Genomic DNA, 23,700 nt, shown 5'->3' on the forward strand with positions numbered 1-23,700 from the left:
CAAGGCGCATTGACGGACATGGCAAACATTCTGGTGGTGGACGACGAACTGGGCATCCGGGATCTGCTGTCCGAAATCCTCAACGACGAAGGCCACAGCGTCGACCTGGCCGAGAACGCCACCCAGGCCCGCACCGCCCGCGCCGCGCAAGGCTACGACCTGGTGCTGCTCGACATCTGGATGCCCGACACCGACGGCGTCTCGCTGCTCAAGGAATGGGCCACCGCCGGCACACTGACCATGCCCGTCATCATGATGAGCGGCCACGCCACCATCGATACCGCCGTGGAAGCCACCCGCATCGGCGCCTTCTCGTTCCTGGAAAAGCCCATCACCCTGCAGAAGCTGCTGAAGGCCGTGGAGCAGGGCCTGGCCCGCAACGCCAACCAGCCGCCGCCTGCCGCGGCCCAGGCACCTGCGGCGCCCGCGATGGCTCAAACGGTTGCGGTGCCGATGCAATACGGCGGCGACCACGGCTCGCCCTCTCCAGCGGCCCCCACGGCCCCCCCGGCCAGCCCCGCGGCCGCGCCTGCAACCGCCGCTGCCGCCCCCGAACCCACCGGCCCCCAGGCCCGCCAAGGCTTCGATCTGGACCGCCCCCTGCGCGAAGCGCGCGACGGTTTCGAAAAGGCGTACTTCGAATTCCACCTGGCCCGCGAGGGCGGCTCCATGACCCGCGTCGCCGAGAAGACCGGCCTGGAGCGCACCCACCTCTACCGCAAGCTCCGCCAACTGGGTGTGGACCTGGGGCGCAGCAAGCGGGCGTGACCCCTCCAGAGAAGAAAAAACGGCGAAGTTCCAGGACGGCGCCTTTTCCTGGCTATAATTCGAGGCTCAGGCCCGGTAGCTCAGTCGGTAGAGCAGAGGATTGAAAATCCTTGTGTCGGCGGTTCGATTCCGTCCCAGGCCACCAAATCAAAGCCCTTGGTTCTTTCCGGAGCCAGGGGCTTTTGCTTTATGCGGGCCCAAGCTGCTGTCTTTAGAGCTGGACGGTTGGCACTCGGTGCGAGTTCGGCGGCCCACTTTTGACTGAAGCAGCTCCTCGGATCGTCATGGTGCTGCTTCGACTGGTGGTTGTGATTTGCCCTAACCTCGCATCGCAGTCGGTCAAAGCAACGGGCTCATGCCATCCAGTTCGCTTGCAGTTTCGCTCGCCGCCACTTCTGCGCGCAGGTATAGAACGGGCAGGTGCCCTAGCGACAACAAGTTCGAACCTAAGGGCCTTCTATAGAATGTCTGAGCCTACTTGCGGAGTCCATTTCTAACTCAAATAGAACCCCTCTCAATCCTTTCAAAATTTTTTTGGGGGCAAGAGGTCGCCGAATTTATGTCTAAGCAAGCGCTCTCACTGACCATGAAACGTTGTGTGAAAAATAGACGAAAATATTTTATATGACCAAGTGGTAGGCCAGGGATCCGGCATCAGTCAGCCCGATGAAGTTGGGCGCCTCCAATGAATAGCGGCCAAAAGCAAGAAACCATGTCAACAAGAAACACTGTCAAATCTATCCAGGACATCATGCGCAAAGACACTGGTGTCGACGGAGATGCTCAGCGCTTGTCCCAGCTCTGCTGGATGTTTTTCCTCAAAATCATCGACGATCAAGACAAGCACCTTGAAGCGATGAACGGGGCTCATCGCTCATCCATTCCGAAGCGTTTGCAATGGCGCACCTGGGCGGCCAACCCAGAGGGGATTACGGGAGCTGAGCTTCTACAGTTCGTGAACGGAGACCTCTTTCCGACCCTTAAAGAATTGCCAACTACAGGCAAAGCAGCTAACCGAGCTCGCGTTGTTCGAGGGGTGTTCGAGGACGCTTACAACTACATGAAAGATGGACAATTAATCCGGCAGGTTGTCAACAAAATTAGCGAAGTAAATTTCAACGATCTCGCCGAGCGGAAGCATTTTGGAGACATCTACGAGCAGTTGCTGAATGACCTGCAAGCTGCTGGCAATGCAGGAGAGTTTTACACACCTCGCGGTTTGACTGCTTTCATGGTAGACCGCATCGACCCTAAACCGGGCGAAATCATTATGGATCCATCTTGCGGAACTGGGGGGTTTCTAACCTGCAGCATCCGCTACATGCGTGACAAATATGTGAAGACCGTAGAAGATGAGGCGGCAATTCAAGCCAATTTACGCGCGGTAGAACTTAAGCCGTTGCCTCACATGCTGTGCGTCACAAACATGCTATTGCACGGAGTTGAAGACGCCAGCTTTGTCCGTCACGATAACACCCTCGCCCGCTCTTATGCGAGCTATACCAATGCTACGAGAGTTGATGTGATCCTCACGAATCCTCCTTTCGGCGCAACTGTGCAAGACGGCATTGAGGCCAACTTTCCCCGACACTTTCGGACTAAAGAGTCTGCTGACTTATTCCTAGCGCTCATCATCCGTCTGCTTAAATTTAACGGCCGGGCCGCGTTAGTGCTACCGGACGGGATTCTGTTTGGGGAAGGCGTCAAGACCCGCCTCAAAGAGCAGCTGATGAAAGAGTGTAACTTGCACACCATTGTGCGGCTGCCCAACAGCGTATTTAGGCCGTATGCAAATATTGGAACCAATTTGCTTTTTTTTGAGAAAGGCAAACCTACGAAGGAAATTTGGTACTACGAGCATCGCATACCTGCAGGTCAAAAAGCGTACTCCATGACCCGGCCCATCCGGGTGGAGCACATGCAGGAGTGTGTAGACTGGTGGGGCGGCCCTAGTCGAGCGAATCGAACTGAAACCGAGGTAGCCTGGAAAATAAGTGTTGATGAAGTAAAGGCCCGTGGCTTCAACTTGGACATAAAAAATCCACATACCGTAATGGAAGATCATGGCAATCCGGAAGAACTACTCGCTAGCCTCAACGAGGCCGAGGCAACGGCGCAAGTGTTGAGGAACCAACTCAAGAGTGTTCTACAAAAAGCTCTTCTGCGATGAAAGCTAAGCTACTAATCGAGCATTTTGACCGCTTGGTTGAAGCTCCAGATGCCATATCGCGCTTGCGTCGCTTCGTACTTGATTTGGCAGTGCGTGGAAAGCTAGTGGATCAAAGAGAAAAGGACGGGTCTACGCTCGACCTGTTGACGCAGATTGATGCTGAAAAAGCGAACCTGATCAGTACAGATCGTCAAAAAAAGGAAAAGTCTTTTTCTCCTGTTAATCCCAAGGAAATCCCTTTCCCAGTGCCCGCGTCGTGGACTTGGGTACGTCTTCAAGATATCACATCCTATATCCAGCGAGGAAAGTCTCCTAAGTATTCGACCGCCGCTGGATTGCCGGTTGTGTCACAAAAATGCGTCCAGTGGAGAGGGCTTGATCTTAGCGCCGCAAGGTTTATCACCAAAGAGTCGATAAAGGAATATGAGGAGGTTCGTTTCCTTCGGGAAAATGATCTTCTATGGAATTCGACCGGCACAGGAACGATCGGGCGCATAGTGAGGCTGAAGGCGCCGCCAAAGAACCTTGTTTGTGACAGTCATGTCACTGTAGTCCGTTGCATGCTAGTAAATCCGGAGTATGTACGCACTTGGTTGGCATCAGACCAAGTTTACCGCACTATCGAAGATCGGGCTGCTGGAGCAACAAGTCAAGTTGAATTGAACTTGACGATGGCTGCTCTGCAAGTAGTCCCCTTGCCGCCATTGGCAGAGCAACGCCGCATTGTTGCTCAGGTCGAAAAACTTATGAAACTGTGCGATCAATTCGAAGCTGCACAAAATGAGCGCAAGAGCCGCCGGGATTTGTTGGTTACCTCATGTACACAGAAGTTAACTCAGATTGGCGCGACTGATAGCTCTAAAGCTCAACTAGGATACACCTCCTTCCTTCTTGAGCATTTCCCACACTTCTCCACTTGTTTAGAGCACATAAAATCTGTGCGTCAGATAATTCTAAACTATGCTGTGTCTGGAGCGCTGTCGGAAAACAAGGACTGGACATTAGTACCCCGGCCCTTGAGAACTGCTGCAACACTGCAAAATGGTTACGCGTTTAAAAGCGAATGGTTTACAAAGACAGGAGTTAGACTGCTACGGAATAAAAACGTAAGTCATAATTCGATAAAGTGGGACGACGTGGTTTGTGTTTCAGCTGAGCGCGCTAAAGATTTTGAGCGCTTCGAGCTGATAGAAGGTGATGTAATACTCTCCTTGGATAGACCGTTCATAAGCACCGGCACGAAGGTGGCCAGGCTACTGGGCGCAGATATTCCTAGCTTACTACTCCAGCGGGTGGGGCGGTTTCAGTTGAATAAAAAATTGCTGACCCCTGAATTTTTACTTCTTTGGATTGAGTCACCACACTTTTCCAAACAAGTTGACCCTGGGAGAAGCAATGGTGTACCTCACATTTCATCAAAACAGGTTGAGGCCGCCGAGATATATCTACCCTCGATATCTGAGCAACGTCGCATCGTCGCCAAAGTTAACAAACTCATGCTAATTTGCGATCAGTTGGAATTTTCTTTGGGAGTTATTGAAAATGATAGTTTACGTTTTCTTTCAAATATTATTGAGGACATCCTCGGAGCTAAGCGGAAGCAATTCTTAAATAAAGCATCTCATAAAATAGAAAATCCAGACACAATCCTTGATCTCAAACCGGAGTCACGTTTTATGACAGCCAGCCCAATAAGCACTGTTGCTCAGCTTTTGGAGTGTGTCGATTACCTGGGTGGATTAACTACGCCCGAGCATTTATTGATGCAAACGGGACTTAGCGACGATATTGAAGCTTTTTATGATCTAATCCGCGCAGCGCGTGACGATGGGGGTCTGACTGCGCCGCTAGGCTCCGGCGAGGATATTAGGAGGATCGTCGATGCGAATTGACTATTTGGAGATCAAAAGCCCCTGGAAAAATCTTGGCGGGCTCAAAATTGACTTCGATGAAAGTTGTGATATCGCAGTGATCATTGGCAGGAATGGCTCAGCAAAAAGCAACCTTCTGGAAGCAATCATAACTATTTTCCGAAATATCGATTTAAGCGAAGCCTCTACATTTTCTTACGAAATTCGTTACCTTCTCCGCGATAAAGAAGTATTGGTCTACGCAGATTTGGGCCATCAACCCAAAGCTACGGTGGACGGTAGGAAGATCTCATTTTCTTCACTAAAGGCTGACTGGACGCCTAAGTATGTTGTCGGGTACTACTCGGGGGTGAGTGATCGTTTTGAAGAACTCTTCCGGCGTCACGACAGTCGAGCGCTCGACGCGACGCTGAAAGAACCAAGTAGCAAAGGTACCCCAGGCAAGCTGGAGTTCCGGCGCTTCATTTGTGCCCGCCCGGTCCACGGTCTGTTCGCTCTACTGGCATTCTATTTTTCTAACGATGCACAGATTGTCGAATTTTTGAAAAGTCATCCGAGAATCGAAAGCTTCGATTCAGCTTTGCTAACAGTGCGAAAGCCGGTTTGGGCAAAGAGAGGTACGACTGCCGATGACTTTTGGGGGGCTAAGGGACCGGTGAGAGATCTACTCGAAACGTTTCGTCAATATTCACTCGCTCCAATTTCAAAGAAGATTATTATCAAACCGGATTTCCGCACTAAGGAGACCCGTGAGGTGGTTTATCTCTTTATTCCAGACCTTAGCGCTCTGCACAGTCTTGCAAAAGTCTACGGCGCCGACCCTCGGGCTCTCTTTCAGGCTCTCGACACCATGCGCCTGAGTGGGCTTATAGAGGACTTTAGAGTTAGGGTTCGCGTCAGAGGCGCCATGTCGCCGATTCACACGCGTCAACTTAGTGAAGGCGAGCAGCAACTCCTCACTGTCTTAGGGCTAATGCGATTCACCCAAGATGCTTCGTCTCTGTACATTTTGGACGAACCAGATACCCACCTGAATCCTCGTTGGGGAATTGAGTACCTCGGACATCTTCGAAAAATCGGTGGGATACAACGTAACAGCCACACCATCCTTGCGACGCATCAGCCATTATTAGTTGCAGGTCTGCGTAAGGAGGAAATTCGCGTGATGTCCAGAAACGTGGATGGCCGCATATTTGCCCTCCAACCAGAAGAAAGTCCACGCGGCACAGGGGTAGCTGGCGTTCTCACGAGTCCTTTGTATGGGCTAGAGAGCCAGCTCGATGAATTCAGCCTGCGTGTGCTTCAGAGCATCTACCGGGTTTCAATATCTGAGAAAGGCGATAGGCGAAAGCTGAACCTTCAACGCTTGAGGAAACTAGTTCCCTCGTTAGAAACAATCGAATCCTCGCCAGACCCATATCGCAACATTGCCCGGGAAGCCTACACGCTAGCGCTTCAGAGCATATTGAGTTCTGACGGACTAGATGGCGAAGTTAGGCATCTTCAAGTTGAACGACTAGCTTCAAAGCTTTTCGATGATGTGAAAGCGGCATCCACATGATCTTTGTAAATCCCGCCAAGGTCTCACTTCCTCATGCTATGCGCACCACGCTCGCTCAAATAACAGCCGCGCTGCAATCCGTAGCTGAGACAGATAGAGCTGCCTATTTTAAGGCAAATCGCGCTAATACCTGGGGAAATTCAGTGGTGGTAGAAGCACTTAAAAAGGTTGTTGGAAACAAATGCTGGTATTCAGAGATTTCTCTTGGCGGTGCGGATCAAAATATCGACCACTTTCGACCCAAAGGGAGGGTCGTGGAAATCGACGATCAGATGGCAAAAACTGGTCAAAATTGTGAGGGATATTGGTGGCTAGCATTTGAGCCTCTGAATTTTCGCCTTACCTCACAACACTCCAATCAGCGACGTGTAGACGACACAACAGAAGGTGGAAAAGCCGACTTCTTTCCGATTCGTGGAATGCGTACGCCAGCAACGACGCCTTACGCACAAATATTTGAAGACGTATTACCTTTGGACCCATGCTCAGCATCCGACGTAAGCTTGATGTGGTTTGATCCTGATGGGAATCCAGTTTATCTTCCAAAAAAGAAGAGGATGGAGGAGGATGCACTTCGGATAAAAGCAACTATTTGGCTTTACCACCTCGACAAACGAGACACAGCCGCACCTAGGCGAAAAGCAGTTGAAAGTGTACAGTTGAAGCTCAAGCAGGCAGATACGTATCACCAGCTTTGGAACAGCCCTGTGCCATGCATGAAGTCGAAAGCTTCCTTTGATAAAGAGGTGGCAGAAATTGCGGAGCTGATCGCTGATGACTCTGAGTTTGCTGGCGCCAAGAGATGCACGGTACGACTGGAGTCCGCTAATTATCAGTGGATTGATGAGTGCCAGGCGTTGCGTATTTAGCGTGGCTGAAGTCTATTCTTGAGCGCTCACGCGATTTCTGGGAGTATCCGAGAATCCTGGAATCCAAAGTCCTACTGAATCCTGGTAACACGCTTTATCAACAGCTCGTCCTCAAGATAACTTGTAAAACTGACGATATCACGGATGCAAGATACACACCCGCTGCGCTCCGATCGATTTTTATAAACGTAACGTTGTGATTTTCTTTGTCGATCATATTTTCTGATAAATCCTTTCGGCGTCTTTGAGTTTGGATCGTAAACGCTAGCTTTATTGGCATAATAAAATACCGCTCGATAGAGGCGTTCAACTGCGAAGACTAGACGGGTGGCACAGTACAAAGCAGCAATCTTCTGGGAACGTGGAGCAGGCCAAGTGACGCTAAAAAGGTTTGGCTACCCTCTCATCCAACTCATCCAACTCATCCAACTCATCAAGTCATCTGGAAGCAGCCTGTCAGCGGATATCTGGCTTTAATTGGAAGCGAGCTATCAAGTCTCTTGCAAGGTAATAATCCTCGCAGTACAGATACTAGCAACGCGTACCCAAGACCTCGGCAATCTGCCTAGCTGTCTCCACTCGGAGTTCAGGTGTCCCAAGTTCATATCTGCTGACCCGTGCACGACTCGGCGACTCGTCCATGCCGACCCCCTACTTCTCGCGCCGTGACTCATCCCGAGACCTATGACGGTAGAAGGGCGGGAAGTCTCACAACCATGGCATGCGTTTTGTGACGTGGCGATAATTTTTAGTCACGAAAAACGCTGCGCGACCCACAAGCTTTCAGATCTCAGGGCTTGGACGCCTACTGGCTTTGATGCGCCACTCGGCGTCTTTGAGCAACTCGGAAGGTGCAACGTCCAGGGCATCACACAATTTGAACACCATCTTTACGCTTGGACTGTTTCGCCCAAGCTCCATTAAGGAGACGTAGTTGCGATCGACATCAGCGCGCAGCGCCAAGTCAGTCTGACTCCACTTTCGACGTATTCTGAGGCTGCGCAAGGCCTGCCCAAATGCCTGATCCGGTTCCAAATCTGCCTGCTCGATAAGTTGAGCAAGCTTCGTTCACAGAGCAGGCTTTTATGCCGCATATATACGGCAGAATTCCTCTATCGAAACTTTGTTGGTTCGCCCCAGACCAGTTGCACCAGCGTGTTTCATGACCCACGCAAACAACCCTCAACCACCACCAATGAAAGGATCCCTCCCATGAAATCCATGCTTTCCGTGCTGCTGCCCGTCGTGTGTTCATTCGTCTTATCCGGCTGCTCTGGTCCCTCGAAGGAAGACCTTGCCGCAGCCAAAGAGGAGTGCAAAGGCTTCTACAAACGCGAGCGAGCGAAGTACAGCGCCATCGTGGAGCCGGTCGATCACTGGACCAAAGACGGAGCCATCGTGATCGAACTAGCAGACAAGGCCAGCGAGTACGCCACCAGCTACACGGCCCACCTGTGCATCTACGACAAAGAGAAAGGAACGATCTCGTTGCCGGGTGCTTTGTACCAGGGCCGCTGGATGAAGTAGGGCATCGTCAGTGCGGCTCAACCATTTATCAACCCCACCCACCCATCAACCCACCATCAACTCTTAGAGGGAGACCCTATGGAATACGAATACAAAGTGATCGACGTGGCAGACGGTGCCGTCAGTTCTTTCCTGCTCGGGGAGGGACGCATCGAGACCGGCGTGCTGGAGGCGTACATCAACGCGATGGCCTCTGAAGGATGGCGCATGGTGTTCATGACCAAGGTGATGCAGCGGCACCTGCTGGTGTCCGACCGCGAAACCCTCATGGTTACCTTCGAGCGCCGTGTCCCTGAAGCAGAGCGAGCCGCGCGCGCCGCCCGGTGCATTGACGACGTGATCGCTGCTGAAGCCCAAGCAAAGAAGGTGGGCCGTAAAGCCGCTCTCGGGACCGCTGGCGTCGTCGTGGGCAGCGTGGCGATGGACGCCATCATCCAGAAGCTCGCCACTGAGGGTGAGCATGGACCTCAATGAAAAGATCGCCGCACGTCGCGCAGAGTTGGCACTCGAAGAAGAACGCCAGCGCCTGCAGCATGAGGCACTGCAGCGAGAAGAAGAGCGTGCCAAACAGGAAGCGGCTGAGATCGTCGCGCGAGATGCCGCTAAAGCCAGTGAGGCCGCAGAGCAGGTGAGGCTATCGCGACAGGCATCTTCCACGAAAGTGGTGGATCTGGACGGCGGCATGGCGCTGTTTGGACAGGCAGTCGAGCGGATCACCAAGCGACAAATGGTGCTTATTTTCTGCATGGCCGGCCTGACCGTGGTGAGCCTCACGCAAGACATGACCAAAGCACTGCTCTGGGCAGTCGGTGGCCTTGGCTATCTGGCTTTCATCCTCAACGGCTATGCCAACGACATCAAGAAATCCAACAAAGAACCCTAGACCATTCCATCCACCACCCCACTGGCGCCCTTGGAGCAATCCTCGGGCGCTTTTCTTTTGCCCAACTCAAGGAGAGACCTGCCTATGAAGATGTACCGCAACCCTGCCTCGATCAAAGCCTTCGCTGATCACGCGCATGGCTACGATCTGCAACGCCTCGTTCAGAACCGTTTAAAGAGCTTGCTCCAACCAGACCTTGACTACGCGGCGCTGCTATTGGCGGTCATGGTGGTGGAGGAGGGTGACACGACTGACGATCTCGAAAACGCGGTGGGCTTTTCGGTGGTGTGCAATCGCTGGAACAGCTTACCGCCTGGCAGCGAGCACTTCACGCCCTCATGGGATGCGCTGGATGAACACGCCGACTGGTTTGAACTGACCTTCATCCTCAGCGACGAAGGGGAGGGAATTGTTGTGTTCATTCCTAAGGCGATTGCCTGCCCGCTCGGCGATCTATGCCGGGCCTTCGCAACGGACCAGAAGGGAAAAAGTGAAAGCTAACCCAATCCCTGATGTTCACCACACAGCCACCTTCGGGTGGCATTTTTTTGCCCGAAAACTGAGGAAAACCGTGTATCTAACATGAGGAATCTTCCTCGGCAAACCAACCAAGGAGCTTTAAATCATGTCTAACCCACAGGAGAAATTAAAGGTATTGCGTACCGACCAGTGCCCGTCACTCTCAGGTCGATCCACATTGACCTATGAGCTGGGCACTGACCCGGCAGGGGGCATCCACATACGGGTGAACCACAACACCGGCAAAGGCCAGTTCAACGCGGGTTGGGTCGGTTATGACGCCATCGAGCCACTGCTGAAGCAGGCAAAGGTGTTGTCCTCAAGTGTTCTGACCGTGCTCTTCCCAGGCACCTCTGCGAACACGCCCGGCTTCATGCTCGCCGTCTTGAAACACCTCGGGATCATCCAAGCGGTGGTCGATCAGCGGCACGCCTATGCGTACTGTGACACAGGCGTGTGGAAGGTGGACCTCCAGCCTGAATCCGCGACGGCTAGACCAGCCAAAGACGACAAGCCAAAGTCCAAGCGCTAAGAGAGTTGGGTAGGTGAGGGCACTGCCCCGATCCAGCACCTCAGGGCTTCCATACAGACAGGGCGATCGACCGATGACAGGCCCCGCGCCGTTCATCACTTCCCTGTCCTTGTCTGGAGCTTTGATGGCCACCCTTCTCTTCATCACCCTGATCGCAGTTTCCTTTCTCCACTTTCTCGCATCCGGCGGTCGCTGGCTGTGCGTGGTGGGAGCGGGGCTGCTGATCTATGCCTTTCCCGTGCACTTCCTTGCGATCGCTTTGATTGCAAGTGGATTCGTGTACTACCTCGACACCCATCGAAAGAACTAACCATGACGTACCAAGACTGCTTCGCAACCGCCGCCAACGACCTGCTCGACTGGGACACCCCGGTGGAGTTGCTGCCGTTGACCATCACACGCCACGCCGCGAGCCTGGTGGGGTGGGAGGCTGACCGCCTGGGCTCCTCTGCCTGGGATTGATACCGCCTCCATCCCCCGCGCTTCCCCGGCCCGCCTGCGGCCAACCTGGGCACTTCCTGTGCCTGCCTCCCCCTGGTCAACGGCCTGCGCAGGCCCTGCCAGAACCTCCCCACCGTCACCCGCAACAAAGAGATTTCCGTGTTCGCACGGAGGCTCAGCGATGCGCGGAAGGGGAGCCCATGCGGGATGCCCCGGGGTGGTGCCGCAAGGTGCTGCTCCGGGGTACCTCGCTTCATTTTTTTCTTAACGCAACCTTCAAGACCGACGTCGCAGAGCACATTGGTTAGTACAAATATGGACAAAGACTGTGATGGCTTATGGGGGCTGACAACCTCATTTGAGAAAAATTGCATTGCTTACAGGGTAAGGCAACCCGCGCTGAAGAGCTTGCATCCAGAAAAATGCCCGTATAGTTAGTTCAACATTGCAACTAACATCCGGTCTGAAGCATACACTTCCGCCGGACGTTGCCCATGGGGGGCAGCGTGGTCACAAGGTCTACGCCCTCAAGCGGAGGCCAATGAGATGTTTAAGATGACACAGCAAAATTTGAATTCCCGGGGCAACTACAGCGATGCTGCTACAGGCCATGGCGTTACCGTCACGCGGCTGGTGGCAGCAGACAAAACGCGCCTCTCCTACCCGTCTGCTTATGACAGCCGAATCAGGAAGGCTCTTTCGAGGACCAAGGACGGAGCGATCTTCTCGGCCTTTCATCCTGCAGTGCTTGAAGCTCTGAAAGGCGAGTACATGAGTGGTCCGCAAGACTGGTTTGCGGTATGCGCTCGTTTCCAAGCCGCCGACGGAGCGGTGCCACTGAATGATTTGGATCGCGCAATGCGGACGCTGATCCCAACTACCGCGGCTCATGACACTTCGCCCAACCATTCGATTGTTATTGGTGGGGCATTCGCAGCAGCGAAAGCAGGTGATGACCGGGCGCCTTTTGCAGAGCCAGTTTTGGACGCGTTCGTAGCTCTTCAAGTGTTCGAGCGAGGCCGGCTTGAAACCTTGCGCCGATCATTCAGGCGCGTGAACACTCAGATTTCTTTGAGGGACCTTGATCGGGCCATTGACGCCCGGTTCTCTGCCTTGTTGAACTCCGAAGGTCCCGTAGGCCTCAGCCGTCTCAAAGCTTACCAATGGCTGCGACCGCTTACGTCCCCTGGAGAACTGATGTCCTATTGGCACCCGGTCCATACACAGATTCACTAATCTGTTTGATCCAATCTCAAGCTGAGATTAGAGAAGTCTTCAACCAACTGTTAATCGGTGATGGTGAGTTGCATGCAGATTGGCATTCACTTGCCGACCCCGCCTTCACTTGATTGACGTATCGAGTGGTGAATCCGCCGACCGAGAGTCTGTGAAACTGTCTTACCGCGCAAGCTTGCTTGTGTGGGCGCTCCACTCCGGGTAAAAAGAAACTACCTTCAGCAGCGTTGTCCGAGGCCGTGCCTCGTGCAACGTCGTTGTTTCGCGCTTATGACTGTTTCTCATGCTCTTGGTCTGCCGCCGACTTGGCATGCAACGAACTCAGGAGCAATTGATGAACAACCCAGACACACGGGACATTGACGACCTTGACTGCGCGCCCCCAACAGTGGCTGCGCCCTCAGACCTGCTAAATCCGGAGTGCACTAACTCAGAGGATGCCGCGACAACTATCACGTCGGAGGCGCAGGGAGATTGCCGCGGCACTGACGCTGAAGCACTTACGACCGATCTCTCCGAGGAGTTCGAGTTGGAAGAGATGACGGTGGACGGTGCTGTCTTGTCGTCCCAGGAACCGGTCGAGGACAGGGCGATGACCTCCAAGCGAGTGATCGAAGAAACCTTGCAGAAGGCTGCGCAGGGGGACTGCGGAGCGGCATTTGAGGAGGCACCGCTGATGGTTTTTCTGGCACTGCGCGACAACAACTATCCGGAATGGATGCGTGTGCGAGCTCAGATCAAAAATGCCAGCAAAGATATCTCTGTAGTCAAACTCGACAGAGCCATCGCGCGCCTCGGACTCAGACAACGAGAGATCCAACCGACCCATTACAGCTATGCCGCTGACGTCTGGCGGAAGATGGCTGTCGCCGGTCACTTCCCAGTTGCGGTTCATGGAGTCCTGTATCGGCCTCGGGGCTCTCAATTGTGGGAGGAGATGTCTTCTGGTCAGCTTCAAGCCAAGATCGCCAAGGAGCACGATGGGAAGTCAAACTGCTCCCGACAAGAGGACTACTTCAGTATCGCGAAGGTGGTGCTGTCGATTGCTGAAAAGCCGAACTTCTTTGACGAAGCACCCGAAGGGGTCGGGTGTTTGCGGACCTTTTACAGGGTGCAGAATGGGACGATTCACAAGGAGCCTTTAAGTCTTCGCCATCGGCAGTTGCAGGTGTTGGGCTTCGAGCCAGAAAACATCGACACCCCGCTCTACGATGCCTTTCGAGCCGAGACTTTTGAGTCGCCGCGTGAGGGCGAGGAGGCTGACCAGATCCGACTCCTGGACGAATTTGCGGGGGCAGCCATGTTGGGCATCGGGCATCGCTTTCAAAAGGCATTCGTCTGGATGGATCCCTACGGGCGCGCCGGCAAAGGAGCCATGCAGCAGATCCTCGGGCGGCTGGTTCATGCCGACCTCACCACCGCCATTTCGCCCCTTAACTGGGGACGCGGCAGCGAGTACTACATCGCGAGCCTGGCCTCCATGCGCCTGAACGTGGTGGGAGAACTGCCCGAAAACGCAGTGATCCCCGCTGCCGAATTCAAGTCTGTGCTTGGAGGCGACCTCTTGACGGGACGCATGCCCGGAGAGCCACCCTTTGCCTTTCGCAATCGCGCGACCCATCTGATGATGACCAACCACGCGATCAAGGCCAACGAGCACTCGGAAGCGTTTTATGCCCGCTGGAAGCTCATGGAGTTTCCCAACAGCCGGCTCAAGAGCGGCAAGCCGCTGGACCCCTCACTGCCCACGCGCATCGTGGATCAGGAGTTGGCCGGTATTGCTTACAAAGCGCTAGAGGGCGCGAAACGGTTGCTGAGTCAGAACGGGTTCTCGGAGTCCCGAGTGCATGACCGCCTCATGGCTCAGTGGCGCGTGTCCGCGAACTCGGTGCAGGAGTTTGTTAGTGAGGCGTGCGAACTCGGTGCGGACCAACTGAGGATCCGGCGATCGGCGTTTTACAAGACGTATGTGCAGTGGTGCAAGGACAACGGCCGGGTCGCGATATCCAACGCCCGGGTCAAAGAGATGCTGACCCATAACCTGAAGATGGGAATCAGGGCCTCTGTGTTGGACGGTCACGAGGTCTATCGCGGTATTCGGTTGAAGCCTGAAGTGGCCCCGGAATTCAACTCTGACTTAGACCGTCTGGATGACATGGCCCAGAGCGACCCACTGCAAACCACACCTGAAACGGCTTTGGCGACAGTGGACTTCTGAAGGTGTCCCGTTTTCCCGAAAAGTGGGAAAAGTGGCTGGTCGGGTGCGCCGGGTTTCTAAGGAGTGAAACCCAACGCCGGCCCGCCTATCCCTGCACAGCCCTTCGAGTTTTCCTCGGGCTGCTTGCCGCACCTTGCACAGGTCACCGCGCCATGCCGAGCGCTGGCCTAGTGGTTGCCCGCACTGCCCGTGCAGGCGCCGTGCCGTTTACACCGGCATATCTATGTCATGGGGACTGCATGTCCTCGTGCACACCCCCCCAATCCATCCCCATCACCACCCCTGTGTCCAGTTCGCTGCGGCACGTCCATCCACCCACCCAAAAGGAGCTTTCCTATGCCAGTCGTGAGTTTTACCCCTGCCTTTATGGCATCCGGTCTGGTGTGCCCGCCTGGGAAAACCAAGATCGAGTACAGCGTCGCGGACGAGCCCGGCTTGTTCGTCGAGTGCCGTGCCTCTCTCACTGCGGTTCCTACTTGGTATCTACGTCAAAAGAACGACAAGGGCACCAACAGCTACACCAAGCTGGGGACGATCAAAGAGGTGAGCCTTACCCAGGCCCGCAAGCAAGCCCGCGCGCTTAAGGCCGCACATGTGCTGGCTCCGAAGCCTGTGCTGACTGCAAAGACTTCACTACAGTCAATGACGCTCGATGTGTTCATGCGCGAGCACTACATGCCCCACGCGCTATCGCATAAGCGTTCGGCTAAGAAGGACGAGCAGCTGTACCGCTTGCACCTTGCGCCTGTGTTTAAAGACATCCCTTTGAGCGAAATCTCTCGCCTTGACGTCGAGGTGTTTCATCGGGACTTTAAGACCAAGCAAAGCCCAGCCTCAGCGGATCACTGCATCAAACTGATGCGGCGCGCATTGAATCTGGCCGTGCAGTGGGATTTCATGGAGAAGAACGTGCTTAAGGGCATCACGCTCTTCATGGAGGACAACAAGGTTGAAAACTATCTGGACGAAGAACAGCTCGAGCGCTTATTGAATGTTCTGCGCACCGATCGCAACCGCACGGTCTGCCTGATCCTGATGTTCCTGCTGAGCACGGGTGCCCGACTGAACGAGGGGCTGACGGCTACTTGGAATAACGTCAACGTCGAGCGGGGCGTTTGGAAGGTGGACGCCAGCCTATCCAAGTCTAAGAGGCCGCGTTCCATCCCCCTGAACGACTCCGCCCTGTGGGTGCTTGAACAGTTGGAATCGCAAGGGCGGTCGCAATACCTGTTCCCCTCGCCGGTGACAGGCAAGCCGTACACCGCCATCACCCGGGCGTGGTACCGGCTGCGCAAAAAGGCAGGCGTCAGTATTCGGATCCATGATCTGCGGCACACCTTTGCGTCGTTCCTGGTCTCGCGCGGGCGCACCTTGTTCGAGGTTCAGCAGATACTCGGGCACAGCGATCCCAAGGTGACCATGCGGTATGCGCACCTCTCGGCAAAGGCATTGCAGGAGGCGGCTAACGCGGGGTCGATGATCGTCAAGAAGGCCGCTTAAGAGCGGTGGGGCGCCCTGGCTTACTTGTGTGGGGCTGGGGCGCTCGATGATTCTGTTTGGAGGGGCGATGCAGGGGGAAAACAAAGCAAACGCAGATCAGGTCGCAGGTACGAACAGCGTTCTAAACATTGAGGACCTGCAAGAGCTTGTGCACCTGAGCTCCGGCCATGAAGCCAGCCTAGCGCCCAGAGCTACCGCTGAAGCTAGACTGCCGAGTGACTAGAAATGAATTAGGAGGCGATAGTGGGAGTTCTGTCGAAAGCTTTTGAGTTGCACAGCCACAAAACCATCGCGGCCATGACCGCTGCTGCATTGGCGAGCGGGCCGGTACTGGCCACGAAGGATGAGGCGAAGGCTGCGCTTGACGGATTGAAGGTCTACTTGGAGCGAAATGACCACCGGTGGTCTGTCGCGGTGATGCTCGCATTGCTTCTGTGGGACGCAGACAGCGCAGTTGCCCGCCTTCGACGCGATGGCCTGTTGCGGGCCTCACGTTATAAATTTCGGGCAGGTGCGATTGTCAAAGCCGTGGAAGCCAGTCTAGAACTCTTGCCAAAGGTCACCCTGCGGCCAGATCGGCAGGAATTCTTGCGCTCAGTTCGGCTGCTTCTCAATCTCGCGCCCGCTGCACGCCGCCTCCGTGAAGGCCTGATAGTGCGGCTAAAGTCTCGGCGTAAGATCGTTCAGAAAAGCTTACTGGTAATTGTCGATCAAGCTTTTGCCAATGGCTGGAGGGGAGGTAACCGGAACCTAGATTCCTCAATGCTCGAACATTGGTCGACTGAGGAAATCACGCAAGGTCTGTCTTTAATCCTCCACCTGATGCGAGAAGAAGTTGGCACCGTGCCGACAGACTGGCAACACGTCGACGAACTGCTCGTGTCTCCTCACCAGAGCGTGTATCCGGAGTTGCTCATGGACGCCGCACGGCTCAATGAGCTCTTTGAGGTCGAGGCGCTGCTCGATGGTCTGCCTTACAAGGTGGAGCAGATTGGCAAAGAGCTCAAGGTGCTGTCCATAGATGAAGCACTTGAAAAGTCTATTCGCTTGGGCTACATCCAGAGCACCTTACAACGACAGATTCAGGTAGACGGAGTTTTCCGGGAGTTTCAAAAGAACAACCAGCGGGTTCCTACCATGGAGTCGTTTATAGAAGCCGCCTTCAAGCATGGAGGGTTGGGTGAGTTCGTCGAGCTGCACGCCGAGCCCATCGAGAGGCTTGTGTTTCAAGTAGTTTATGACCCCGAATTTTTTGCACCGATAGCTGGGAACCACCTCTTCGCAGAGGAAGTCGCGGTATTGATTGGCCTGGGCATCGACAACTTTCGCCCTAGTGAGGCACCGTCGCTTCAGGTCACGGAGACACTCACCGCAGGCGATTTCATGAAGGTGCAACGCATGTTCGCATTTATCAGTGCGGTGTTCCAGCAAAAGCTCAAGGAGATTCAGCCACACGAGCTTCAGCAGCGCCTTAGGATCCGTTCTGTTCTGCCGGTGATGCGCGTCCGAGACATTGTGATGGTACTCGGCCAAGTGCTGCCGCCCGCGAAAGCACAAGAGATTGTCGACATCCTTACGTTGCGAACAGACCAGAAGTTCATAGACTTGCAGTACCGACCGTTCATCGAAGCTGCCGAATACTTGGTTATCGCCCCAGCAATGATCGCGTGTTCAAATCTCGTGCGAAACGTCGTTACAGCCAACAATCTACGAAGTGTTCAGCTCGCAGGCGAGGACCCGATGGAGCAGACCGTTGTGACTACTCTTGTGGACGCGGGCTTCAAGGTGCGAAGTAACTTCAATTTCAACATCGAAGGTAAGCGAGAAACGGACATAGTCGCGTGGCGAGATGGGCATCTCTTCATCTTCGAGTGCAAAAATTCATTCCTGCCGGTGTCGGCACATGAATTGCGAACGAGCTACGAGCACTTAAAGACTGCTCGCGACCAACTAGATATCCGTCTGCGCTGGATGAAAGTTCCAGCGAACCAGGAGAGACTGCTTAAGTGGCTAGGTTGGGATGTAGACGCCACAGCCCATGTCCATACCGGCATCATCACTGCTAACCGGGTGTTCAACGGGTACACCATGGGGGCACACCCAGTACGGCAGGCGCATGAACTCAACAATGTAGTAGCCCGCGGCTTTGTTCGGCTCGGGTATGAGGAGCAAGTGAGCTTCTGGCGAGATGAGAGTTTCCATGCGCTAGACTTAGTGGACTATCTGCAAGGCGGCAAAATTATCAAGCAGCAGATGGACTTCCTGCGACCATTTGATCGTCGAGTGCACTTCAAAGACATGACGCTCACATTTCAGAACTACTTTATAGATACGGAGGAAGCGTCGAAGCAGCTACGAACTGTGGGACATAGCGCAATTCGTGGATCTAAAGACCAAAAGACACCCTAGGCTCGAAGGACAGATTGGCTCTAGGAATTGCTGGGAGGTCGTCTTGACGAAGCCGGAACGAATTTCCGTTCTTGGATACTATGCCGACCCTGGCGGCCATTGCTTCAACACGAACTGGGCAGCGCCTGAGCAAATTGTCGCTCCGTCCAGATCATGCCGCAGGACTTGCGGCCGACGTTACGCTACGTTTTCCTGTACGCCATGAGCAATTGGTTCGAGTCATCCCCGGCACGGAGCGTCGTCATCCATACGCTCGTGGTCGGGGCCGCTGTTTGGGCGGCGTTCGCTTTCATCTTCGATGAAAACAAGGTAGCTGTCGTCCGCGCCCAAGCGGAGAGTGAGAAAGCGACCGCGAGCCAGTACAAGGCGAAGACCGAAGTGCTTGAGGTTGAGATCGCTCGGCTGCGCGACGAGAACAAGAAGTATCAGGACTGGCTTACCGCTGCTCCAACTACCATTCCGTTCTTTGAGTCACGGCTGAAGGCTGTAAGCGATGAGAATGCTACGCTTCGGCAAGAGCTCGCAGCAATCAAGGCTGGATCGACAAGCACTCCCGCTTTGGCTGCGGGTGGGCAACGTCAGACATACACCGCCGGTCGGACACTCTCTTTAGGCGAGGCGTTCGTCGATCCTAAAACCAACGCGACTATCGGCATCGGAACGATCACTTCTAACTTCACTGCTGACGGAAGCGTCACACTGCCTGGTCAGAAAGCCCAAGAACTTGGCGTAATCAAGCCGGGCGATAACTGGTTGTACACCCACGATGGGAAGAGGTATCAGCTAGTCGTTCTGAAGGTGGATTGGTTCTCCAACAAAGCAGAAGTTTTGGTCAAAGAACTCGGCGATGCGAAATGACATGAAAAATTTCACGAAGCCAGCTACTTAGGCACCTGGCACCATGTCATTTTTGCCCTAATGGTGCCCGATGCCCTGAATCCGGACACAACTGGGGGCTACGCAGGGCTTGCGCGGCAGCACTGGGGACGCTCGGTCGGCGGGGTCGGAGCATGCCGACCCAACCCATTGATTTTATTGGAAAAATTGGAGCGCAGCGAGTGGATCGGCCGACAGGTTCGGCTGGAGGTTCGGACGACCCCGACAAAGGCAGACTGTGGACCCAAAAAACCGTTACGTTTCTTGGATTTAGAGCGCGCGAGCCCAAAACCGAGCGTTGTCTTGAAAATCCTTGTGTCGGCGGTTCGATTCCGTCCCAGGCCACCAAATCGAAGCCCTTGGTTCTTGACGGAACCAGGGGCTTTTGCTTTGGGAGGGTGCGCTCCTTGCTTTCTGGACCCAGTGCTGGCGCACTGTCCGTGCGGCCTGAATCCTGTTGTGATCTCGAGAAGTCAGCTGCCGCAAAGGCGTCCGATCACCGGACCGCTGCTGACAGGATGCTCGGCAGTAATTGCCTCCCCAGCCGCTCACACCACCACTTGAGCGCCTCCCCCCGATGCTCCGGCCGCCACGCCAGCCAGAAGGTCTCATCCGCTCGCGGCTCCTCCACCGGCACCTCCACCAGCACACCCTTCTCCAGCGCCGCCCGCACGCACACGCGCGGCACGAACCCGTGCCCCAGCCCGGCAACTTGCGCGGCTATCTTTGCCTGCATGGTCGGCACCGTGATGCGGCGCTGGCCTGCCAGCAGGCCCACGGTGCGGTCGGTCAGCGACCGGGCGCCATCCCCCACCACCACCGCCGTATGTTCCAGCAAGTCGGCGCGGGTCAAGGGGCGTTGCAGCCGGGCCAGCGGGTGGGTGGCGGCGACGCAGAAGGCAAAGCTCAGGGTACCGACGGGCACGGCCTTGTAGCCGCCACCGGCCGGGCCTTCGCCTGCGGCCACGATGACGTCGGCGCGGCCTTCGCGCAGGGCTTCCCAGGTGCCGGTCATGGCTTCGCTGGCGATGCGCAGGCGGGTGCCGCATTGCAGGTCTTCGAACGCGCAGATGTCGTCGTTGAAGGCCTCGGTCGGTATCAGCGAGTCGTGCGTCAGCCGCAACTCCGATTCGAAGCCGGTGGCCACCTGCCGCATGCGCGATTCCAGCTGGCGCGCTGCGGCCAGCAGCCAGCGGCCCTCGCGGATCATTTCCTGCCCGGCGGGGGTCAGTGCCACGCGCGGGCCGTGGCGCGTGAACAGGGCCAGGCCCAGTTGCTCTTCCAGCTTGCTCACGGCGTAGGAAATGGTGGACGGCACCTTGTGCAACTGTTCGGAAGCCCCCGCGAAGGAGCCGTGCCGGGCGATGGCGTCCACCAGTTCGATGGCTTCCAGGGTCAGTTTCAGCATGGCTTCACGGCAGCAAATCGGATGATCGAGATTATCGATGATGCGAGCCGAAAACCTTCAGTTTGGCGTGGGGCGCAAAAGCAGATACTTGTTCCATCGCAGCACTGCATAGCAGCACCAAGCCACGAAGCGGCTCTACAAGCAGTGTGAATTCCATCGATGAAGAAAGGACGAAACCATGCTCGACATCCGCAAGGCCCAACACCGTGGCAACGCCAACCACGGCTGGCTGCAGTCGCGCCACACGTTTTCCTTTGGCCACTACCGCGATGCGGAGCAGCAGGGCTTTTCCGATCTGCTGGTGATCAACGACGACCGCGTGGCGCCGTCGCGGGGCTTCGGCACGCATGCTCACCGCGACATGGAGATCTTTTCGTACGTGCTGCAGGGCGCGCTGGAGCACAAGGACTCGATGGGCACCGGCTCGGTGATCGTGCCGGGCGACGTGCAGATGATGAGTGCCGGCAGCGGCGTGCAGCACAGTGAATTCAACCATTCGGCCGACCACGAAGTGCACTTCCTGCAGATCTGGATCGTGCCGAACCAGCGGGGCGCGGCGCCACGCTACCAGCAGGTGCATTTCAGCGAAGCCGACAAGCGCGGCCGCCTGCGCCAGATCATCTCGCCAGAGGGAGCCGACGGCGCGCTGGCGGTGCGACAGGACGCGCGGGTCTACGCCGGCCTGTTCGACGGTGACGAAGCCGCCGACCTGGCGGTAGGGCCCAACCGCCACGTGTACGTGCATGTGGCCCGGGGCAGCGTGGAGGTGAACGGCGAGCGGCTGGACGCGGGCGATGGCGCTCGCGTGCGCAACGCGGGGCCGCTGCGCTTTGCCAACGGGCAGGACGCCGAGGTGCTGGTGTTCGACCTGCGCCCGAACGAGCTGCCCACCATGCCGTGATGCGCAGCCGCCGCGGCGGGCTCGGGCCTGCCCATGACGAAGGGCCTGCCGTGCTGCGACTAGCACGTGCAGGCCCTTCTTATTTCTTCTTCTTCTTCTTGCGATCTCAGCCGTACAGCAGCCGCGCCGGCCAGATCACCAGCGCCGGGAAGGCCACCATCAGGAACATCATCGCGAACTCGGCCAGCATGAAGGGCCATACGCCGCGGATCACGTCGTCCATGCGGATGCGCGCCACGCCGGCCACCACGTTGAGCACCGTGCCCACCGGCGGCGTCACCAGGCCGATGGAGTTGTTGATGATGAACAGCACGCCGAAGTAGATCGGGTCGATGCCGGCCGCCTTCACCACCGGCATCAGCACCGGCGTCAGGATCAGGATGGTGGGCGTCATGTCCATCGCGGTGCCGACCACGATCACCAGCAGCATGATCATCACCATCAGCAGCATGGGGCTGCCGATGAAGGGCTCCAGCAGCGTCACCACCTTGCCGGGCAGGTCGGCCACGGTGATGAGCCAGGCCGACACCAGCGCGGCGGCCACCAGGAACATCACCACGCCGGTGGTGCGCGCGGCGGTCACGAACACGCCGTAGATCTGCGAGGGCTTGAGCTCGCGGTAGATGACCACGGCCACGAAGAGCGAATACACCGCCGCCACCACGGCCGCCTCCGTGGGCGTGAAGACGCCGAAGCGCAGGCCCACCAGGATGATGAGCGGCAGCATCAGCGCCCAGCCGGCGTGGCGCAGGGCGGCCCAGACCTCGCCGCGGGAGCGGCGCGGCGGCGGCACGATCTGTTCCTTGCGCACCAGCCACCACCAGGTGGCCCAGAGCGCTCCGGCGATCAGGATGCCGGGGAAGATGCCCGCCAGAAAGAGCTTGCTGATCGACAGGTTGGCCGCCACGCCGAAGATCACGAAGCCGATCGAAGGCGGGATGATCGGGCCGATCACGCCGGCCGCGGCGATCAGGCCGCCGGACCGCGCCTTGTCGTGGCCTGCGGCCACCATCATCGGGATCAGCAGGGCCGACAGCGCCGCCGCATCCGCCACCGCCGAGCCCGACAGCGCCGACAGCACGCAGGCCGCGACGATGGCGACATAGCCCAGCCCGCCGCGCACGTGCCCGACGAGCGTGAGCGCCAGGTCCACGATGCGCTTGGACAGCCCCCCGGTGTTCATGATCTCGCCGGCCAGCATGAAGAAGGGCACGGCCAGCAGCGGAAAGCTGTCGGCACCGTTGATCAGGTTCTGCGCCAGGATCTGCGCGTCGAACATGTCGAGGTGCCACATCAGCGCGACACCGCACAGCAGCAGCGAAAAGGCGATCGGAATGCCGATCGCCATGGCGCCCAGCAGGGAAACGAGGAAGACGGCGATGGTCATGGTGCGGCTCTCTTCCTCTCAGCGGGGCGTGTGGGGGGTGCCGGGGGCCGGCGCGCCGGCCTGCGCCGCCAGCCGGTCTTCTTCGGCCAGGCGCGCCTGCAGGGCGTCGAACTCCGCGGTCTCTTCCGAATCGGTGACCATCACCAGTTCGTCGCCACGCAGCTGGCCGCTCAGCACCCGCCACAGGTCATAGAGCAGAAACACCGCCGCCGACACGGCGAACACCACGCCCACGAAGTAGAAGTACCCCATCGACCAGCCGGTGGTGGGCGCGGTCACGTCCATGTTCAGCCGGGTCTGCGTCCAGCTGCCCGAGAAGATCAGCCAGCACACCCACAGCATCAGCACCTGGCCGACGACCACGCAGGCCTTCTTGGCCCCGTCGGGCAGCCGGCCGACCAGCATGTCCACGCCCAGGTGGCCGTGGTTCTTCATGGCCACGATGGCGCCCAGGAAGGTAAGCCACACGAAGAGCCACCGCGACACCTCTTCCGACACGGTGATGCCGGTGTTGAAGGCGTAGCGCAGCACGACGTTGCCGAACACCATCGCCACCATCACCGCCAGCGCACTGGCCATGAGGAAGTCCAGCATCCGGCAATAGCGATTCATCCACCGTTCCAT

The 23,700-nt window shown here is 56.5% G+C and carries 23 protein-coding genes and 1 tRNA gene; 19 read left to right on the top strand and 5 right to left on the bottom strand.

Annotated features, from left to right (window positions below; translation table 11 throughout):
* Positions 1 to 18: 18 nt before the first annotated feature.
* From ABWV53_RS17515 to ABWV53_RS17540, 6 genes are all read left to right on the top strand, one after another.
* Complete coding sequence (locus tag ABWV53_RS17515; protein ID WP_353367416.1) at positions 19 to 768, top strand: response regulator; 750 nt, start codon at positions 19 to 21, stop codon at positions 766 to 768.
* A gap of 69 nt (positions 769 to 837) precedes the next feature.
* Positions 838 to 913 (top strand) — tRNA-Phe (locus ABWV53_RS17520).
* A gap of 567 nt (positions 914 to 1,480) precedes the next feature.
* Entirely contained in the window at positions 1,481 to 2,938 is a 1,458-nt protein-coding gene (locus ABWV53_RS17525; RefSeq protein ID WP_353367478.1) for a class I SAM-dependent DNA methyltransferase, read from the top strand.
* The gene (locus tag ABWV53_RS17530) at positions 2,935 to 4,830 is read left to right on the top strand and encodes a restriction endonuclease subunit S (RefSeq protein WP_353367417.1); all 1,896 of its coding nucleotides are present in this window, start codon (positions 2,935 to 2,937) and stop codon (positions 4,828 to 4,830) included. The genes ABWV53_RS17525 and ABWV53_RS17530 overlap by 4 nt, the downstream gene beginning before the upstream one ends.
* Complete coding sequence (locus ABWV53_RS17535) at positions 4,820 to 6,370, top strand: AAA family ATPase (RefSeq protein WP_353367418.1); 1,551 nt, start codon at positions 4,820 to 4,822, stop codon at positions 6,368 to 6,370. Before ABWV53_RS17530 ends, ABWV53_RS17535 begins: the two co-directional genes overlap by 11 nt.
* A gap of 38 nt (positions 6,371 to 6,408) precedes the next feature.
* On the top strand, positions 6,409 to 7,239 hold the full coding sequence (locus tag ABWV53_RS17540; protein WP_353367419.1) for a hypothetical protein: 831 nt from the start codon (positions 6,409 to 6,411) through the stop codon (positions 7,237 to 7,239).
* A 531-nt stretch (positions 7,240 to 7,770) separates the two neighbouring features.
* Here ABWV53_RS17540 and ABWV53_RS17545 read toward each other — a convergent pair.
* On the bottom strand, positions 7,771 to 7,881 hold the full coding sequence (locus ABWV53_RS17545) for a helix-turn-helix domain-containing protein (protein ID WP_353367420.1): 111 nt from the start codon (positions 7,879 to 7,881) through the stop codon (positions 7,771 to 7,773).
* Positions 7,882 to 8,022: 141 nt separating this feature from the next.
* Positions 8,023 to 8,274 (bottom strand): helix-turn-helix domain-containing protein, encoded by a 252-nt coding sequence (locus ABWV53_RS17550; protein ID WP_353367421.1) that lies wholly within the window; start codon positions 8,272 to 8,274, stop codon positions 8,023 to 8,025.
* 177 nt (positions 8,275 to 8,451) lie between these two features.
* On the opposite strand from ABWV53_RS17550, the gene ABWV53_RS17555 reads away from it, so the two are divergent.
* From ABWV53_RS17555 to ABWV53_RS17610, 12 genes are all read left to right on the top strand, one after another.
* Positions 8,452 to 8,766 carry a hypothetical protein gene (locus ABWV53_RS17555; RefSeq protein ID WP_353367422.1) on the top strand — a complete coding sequence of 105 codons (315 nt, stop codon included), beginning with the start codon at positions 8,452 to 8,454 and terminating at the stop codon, positions 8,764 to 8,766.
* 78 nt (positions 8,767 to 8,844) lie between these two features.
* The gene (locus ABWV53_RS17560; protein ID WP_353367423.1) at positions 8,845 to 9,240 is read left to right on the top strand and encodes a DUF4177 domain-containing protein; all 396 of its coding nucleotides are present in this window, start codon (positions 8,845 to 8,847) and stop codon (positions 9,238 to 9,240) included.
* Positions 9,227 to 9,649, top strand: coding sequence for a hypothetical protein (locus ABWV53_RS17565; RefSeq protein WP_353367424.1), 423 nt, complete (start codon positions 9,227 to 9,229; stop codon positions 9,647 to 9,649). The genes ABWV53_RS17560 and ABWV53_RS17565 overlap by 14 nt, the downstream gene beginning before the upstream one ends.
* A gap of 84 nt (positions 9,650 to 9,733) precedes the next feature.
* Positions 9,734 to 10,150 (top strand): hypothetical protein, encoded by a 417-nt coding sequence (locus ABWV53_RS17570; protein WP_353367425.1) that lies wholly within the window; start codon positions 9,734 to 9,736, stop codon positions 10,148 to 10,150.
* A gap of 124 nt (positions 10,151 to 10,274) precedes the next feature.
* Entirely contained in the window at positions 10,275 to 10,700 is a 426-nt protein-coding gene (locus ABWV53_RS17575; protein ID WP_353367426.1) for a hypothetical protein, read from the top strand.
* 124 nt (positions 10,701 to 10,824) lie between these two features.
* The gene (locus ABWV53_RS17580; RefSeq protein WP_353367427.1) at positions 10,825 to 11,010 is read left to right on the top strand and encodes a hypothetical protein; all 186 of its coding nucleotides are present in this window, start codon (positions 10,825 to 10,827) and stop codon (positions 11,008 to 11,010) included.
* 2 nt (positions 11,011 to 11,012) lie between these two features.
* Positions 11,013 to 11,162: a hypothetical protein gene (locus tag ABWV53_RS17585; RefSeq protein ID WP_353367428.1), complete on the top strand. Its 150-nt coding sequence runs from the start codon at positions 11,013 to 11,015 to the stop codon at positions 11,160 to 11,162.
* A gap of 534 nt (positions 11,163 to 11,696) precedes the next feature.
* Positions 11,697 to 12,377, top strand: coding sequence for a hypothetical protein (locus ABWV53_RS17590; RefSeq protein WP_353367429.1), 681 nt, complete (start codon positions 11,697 to 11,699; stop codon positions 12,375 to 12,377).
* A 334-nt stretch (positions 12,378 to 12,711) separates the two neighbouring features.
* Positions 12,712 to 14,595: a DNA primase family protein gene (locus ABWV53_RS17595; protein WP_353367430.1), complete on the top strand. Its 1,884-nt coding sequence runs from the start codon at positions 12,712 to 12,714 to the stop codon at positions 14,593 to 14,595.
* 336 nt (positions 14,596 to 14,931) lie between these two features.
* Positions 14,932 to 16,095 (top strand): site-specific integrase, encoded by a 1,164-nt coding sequence (locus tag ABWV53_RS17600; RefSeq protein WP_353367431.1) that lies wholly within the window; start codon positions 14,932 to 14,934, stop codon positions 16,093 to 16,095.
* Positions 16,096 to 16,338: 243 nt separating this feature from the next.
* Positions 16,339 to 18,504, top strand: coding sequence for an endonuclease (locus ABWV53_RS17605; protein ID WP_353367432.1), 2,166 nt, complete (start codon positions 16,339 to 16,341; stop codon positions 18,502 to 18,504).
* 201 nt (positions 18,505 to 18,705) lie between these two features.
* Entirely contained in the window at positions 18,706 to 19,362 is a 657-nt protein-coding gene (locus tag ABWV53_RS17610; protein WP_353367433.1) for a hypothetical protein, read from the top strand.
* A 514-nt stretch (positions 19,363 to 19,876) separates the two neighbouring features.
* On the opposite strand, the gene ABWV53_RS17615 is transcribed toward ABWV53_RS17610, so the two are convergent.
* Positions 19,877 to 20,788 (bottom strand): LysR family transcriptional regulator, encoded by a 912-nt coding sequence (locus tag ABWV53_RS17615; protein ID WP_353367434.1) that lies wholly within the window; start codon positions 20,786 to 20,788, stop codon positions 19,877 to 19,879.
* A 178-nt stretch (positions 20,789 to 20,966) separates the two neighbouring features.
* Here ABWV53_RS17615 and ABWV53_RS17620 point away from each other — a divergent pair, with 178 nt between their 5' ends.
* A complete protein-coding gene (locus ABWV53_RS17620; protein ID WP_353367435.1) occupies positions 20,967 to 21,689 on the top strand; it encodes a pirin family protein in 723 nt (240 codons plus the stop codon).
* Between the two features lie 106 nt (positions 21,690 to 21,795).
* Here ABWV53_RS17620 and ABWV53_RS17625 read toward each other — a convergent pair whose 3' ends face one another.
* Complete coding sequence (locus tag ABWV53_RS17625) at positions 21,796 to 23,076, bottom strand: TRAP transporter large permease subunit (RefSeq protein ID WP_353367436.1); 1,281 nt, start codon at positions 23,074 to 23,076, stop codon at positions 21,796 to 21,798.
* Between the two features lie 18 nt (positions 23,077 to 23,094).
* On the bottom strand, positions 23,095 to 23,700 hold the full coding sequence (locus ABWV53_RS17630) for a TRAP transporter small permease (protein WP_353367437.1): 606 nt from the start codon (positions 23,698 to 23,700) through the stop codon (positions 23,095 to 23,097).

It is taken from the genome of Acidovorax sp. FG27 (assembly GCF_040365715.1).
Taxonomy (GTDB): Bacteria; Pseudomonadota; Gammaproteobacteria; order Burkholderiales; family Burkholderiaceae_C; genus Paracidovorax.

Excerpts from the sequence above, each read along its gene's own strand:
- ABWV53_RS17515 (WP_353367416.1), top strand. The coding sequence starts at position 19 with ATGGCAAACATTCTGGTGGTGGACGACGAACTGGGCATCCGGGATCTG.
- ABWV53_RS17525 (WP_353367478.1), top strand. The coding sequence starts at position 1,481 with ATGTCAACAAGAAACACTGTCAAATCTATCCAGGACATCATGCGCAAA.
- ABWV53_RS17530 (WP_353367417.1), top strand. The coding sequence starts at position 2,935 with ATGAAAGCTAAGCTACTAATCGAGCATTTTGACCGCTTGGTTGAAGCT.
- ABWV53_RS17535 (WP_353367418.1), top strand. The coding sequence starts at position 4,820 with ATGCGAATTGACTATTTGGAGATCAAAAGCCCCTGGAAAAATCTTGGC.
- ABWV53_RS17540 (WP_353367419.1), top strand. The coding sequence starts at position 6,409 with ATGCGCACCACGCTCGCTCAAATAACAGCCGCGCTGCAATCCGTAGCT.
- ABWV53_RS17545 (WP_353367420.1), bottom strand. The coding sequence starts at position 7,881 with ATGGACGAGTCGCCGAGTCGTGCACGGGTCAGCAGATATGAACTTGGG.
- ABWV53_RS17555 (WP_353367422.1), top strand. The coding sequence starts at position 8,452 with ATGAAATCCATGCTTTCCGTGCTGCTGCCCGTCGTGTGTTCATTCGTC.
- ABWV53_RS17560 (WP_353367423.1), top strand. The coding sequence starts at position 8,845 with ATGGAATACGAATACAAAGTGATCGACGTGGCAGACGGTGCCGTCAGT.
- ABWV53_RS17565 (WP_353367424.1), top strand. The coding sequence starts at position 9,227 with ATGGACCTCAATGAAAAGATCGCCGCACGTCGCGCAGAGTTGGCACTC.
- ABWV53_RS17570 (WP_353367425.1), top strand. The coding sequence starts at position 9,734 with ATGAAGATGTACCGCAACCCTGCCTCGATCAAAGCCTTCGCTGATCAC.
- ABWV53_RS17575 (WP_353367426.1), top strand. The coding sequence starts at position 10,275 with ATGTCTAACCCACAGGAGAAATTAAAGGTATTGCGTACCGACCAGTGC.
- ABWV53_RS17580 (WP_353367427.1), top strand. The coding sequence starts at position 10,825 with ATGGCCACCCTTCTCTTCATCACCCTGATCGCAGTTTCCTTTCTCCAC.
- ABWV53_RS17585 (WP_353367428.1), top strand. The coding sequence starts at position 11,013 with ATGACGTACCAAGACTGCTTCGCAACCGCCGCCAACGACCTGCTCGAC.
- ABWV53_RS17590 (WP_353367429.1), top strand. The coding sequence starts at position 11,697 with ATGACACAGCAAAATTTGAATTCCCGGGGCAACTACAGCGATGCTGCT.
- ABWV53_RS17595 (WP_353367430.1), top strand. The coding sequence starts at position 12,712 with ATGAACAACCCAGACACACGGGACATTGACGACCTTGACTGCGCGCCC.
- ABWV53_RS17600 (WP_353367431.1), top strand. The coding sequence starts at position 14,932 with ATGCCAGTCGTGAGTTTTACCCCTGCCTTTATGGCATCCGGTCTGGTG.
- ABWV53_RS17610 (WP_353367433.1), top strand. The coding sequence starts at position 18,706 with ATGAGCAATTGGTTCGAGTCATCCCCGGCACGGAGCGTCGTCATCCAT.
- ABWV53_RS17615 (WP_353367434.1), bottom strand. The coding sequence starts at position 20,788 with ATGCTGAAACTGACCCTGGAAGCCATCGAACTGGTGGACGCCATCGCC.
- ABWV53_RS17620 (WP_353367435.1), top strand. The coding sequence starts at position 20,967 with ATGCTCGACATCCGCAAGGCCCAACACCGTGGCAACGCCAACCACGGC.
- ABWV53_RS17625 (WP_353367436.1), bottom strand. The coding sequence starts at position 23,076 with ATGACCATCGCCGTCTTCCTCGTTTCCCTGCTGGGCGCCATGGCGATC.
- ABWV53_RS17630 (WP_353367437.1), bottom strand. The coding sequence starts at position 23,700 with ATGGAACGGTGGATGAATCGCTATTGCCGGATGCTGGACTTCCTCATG.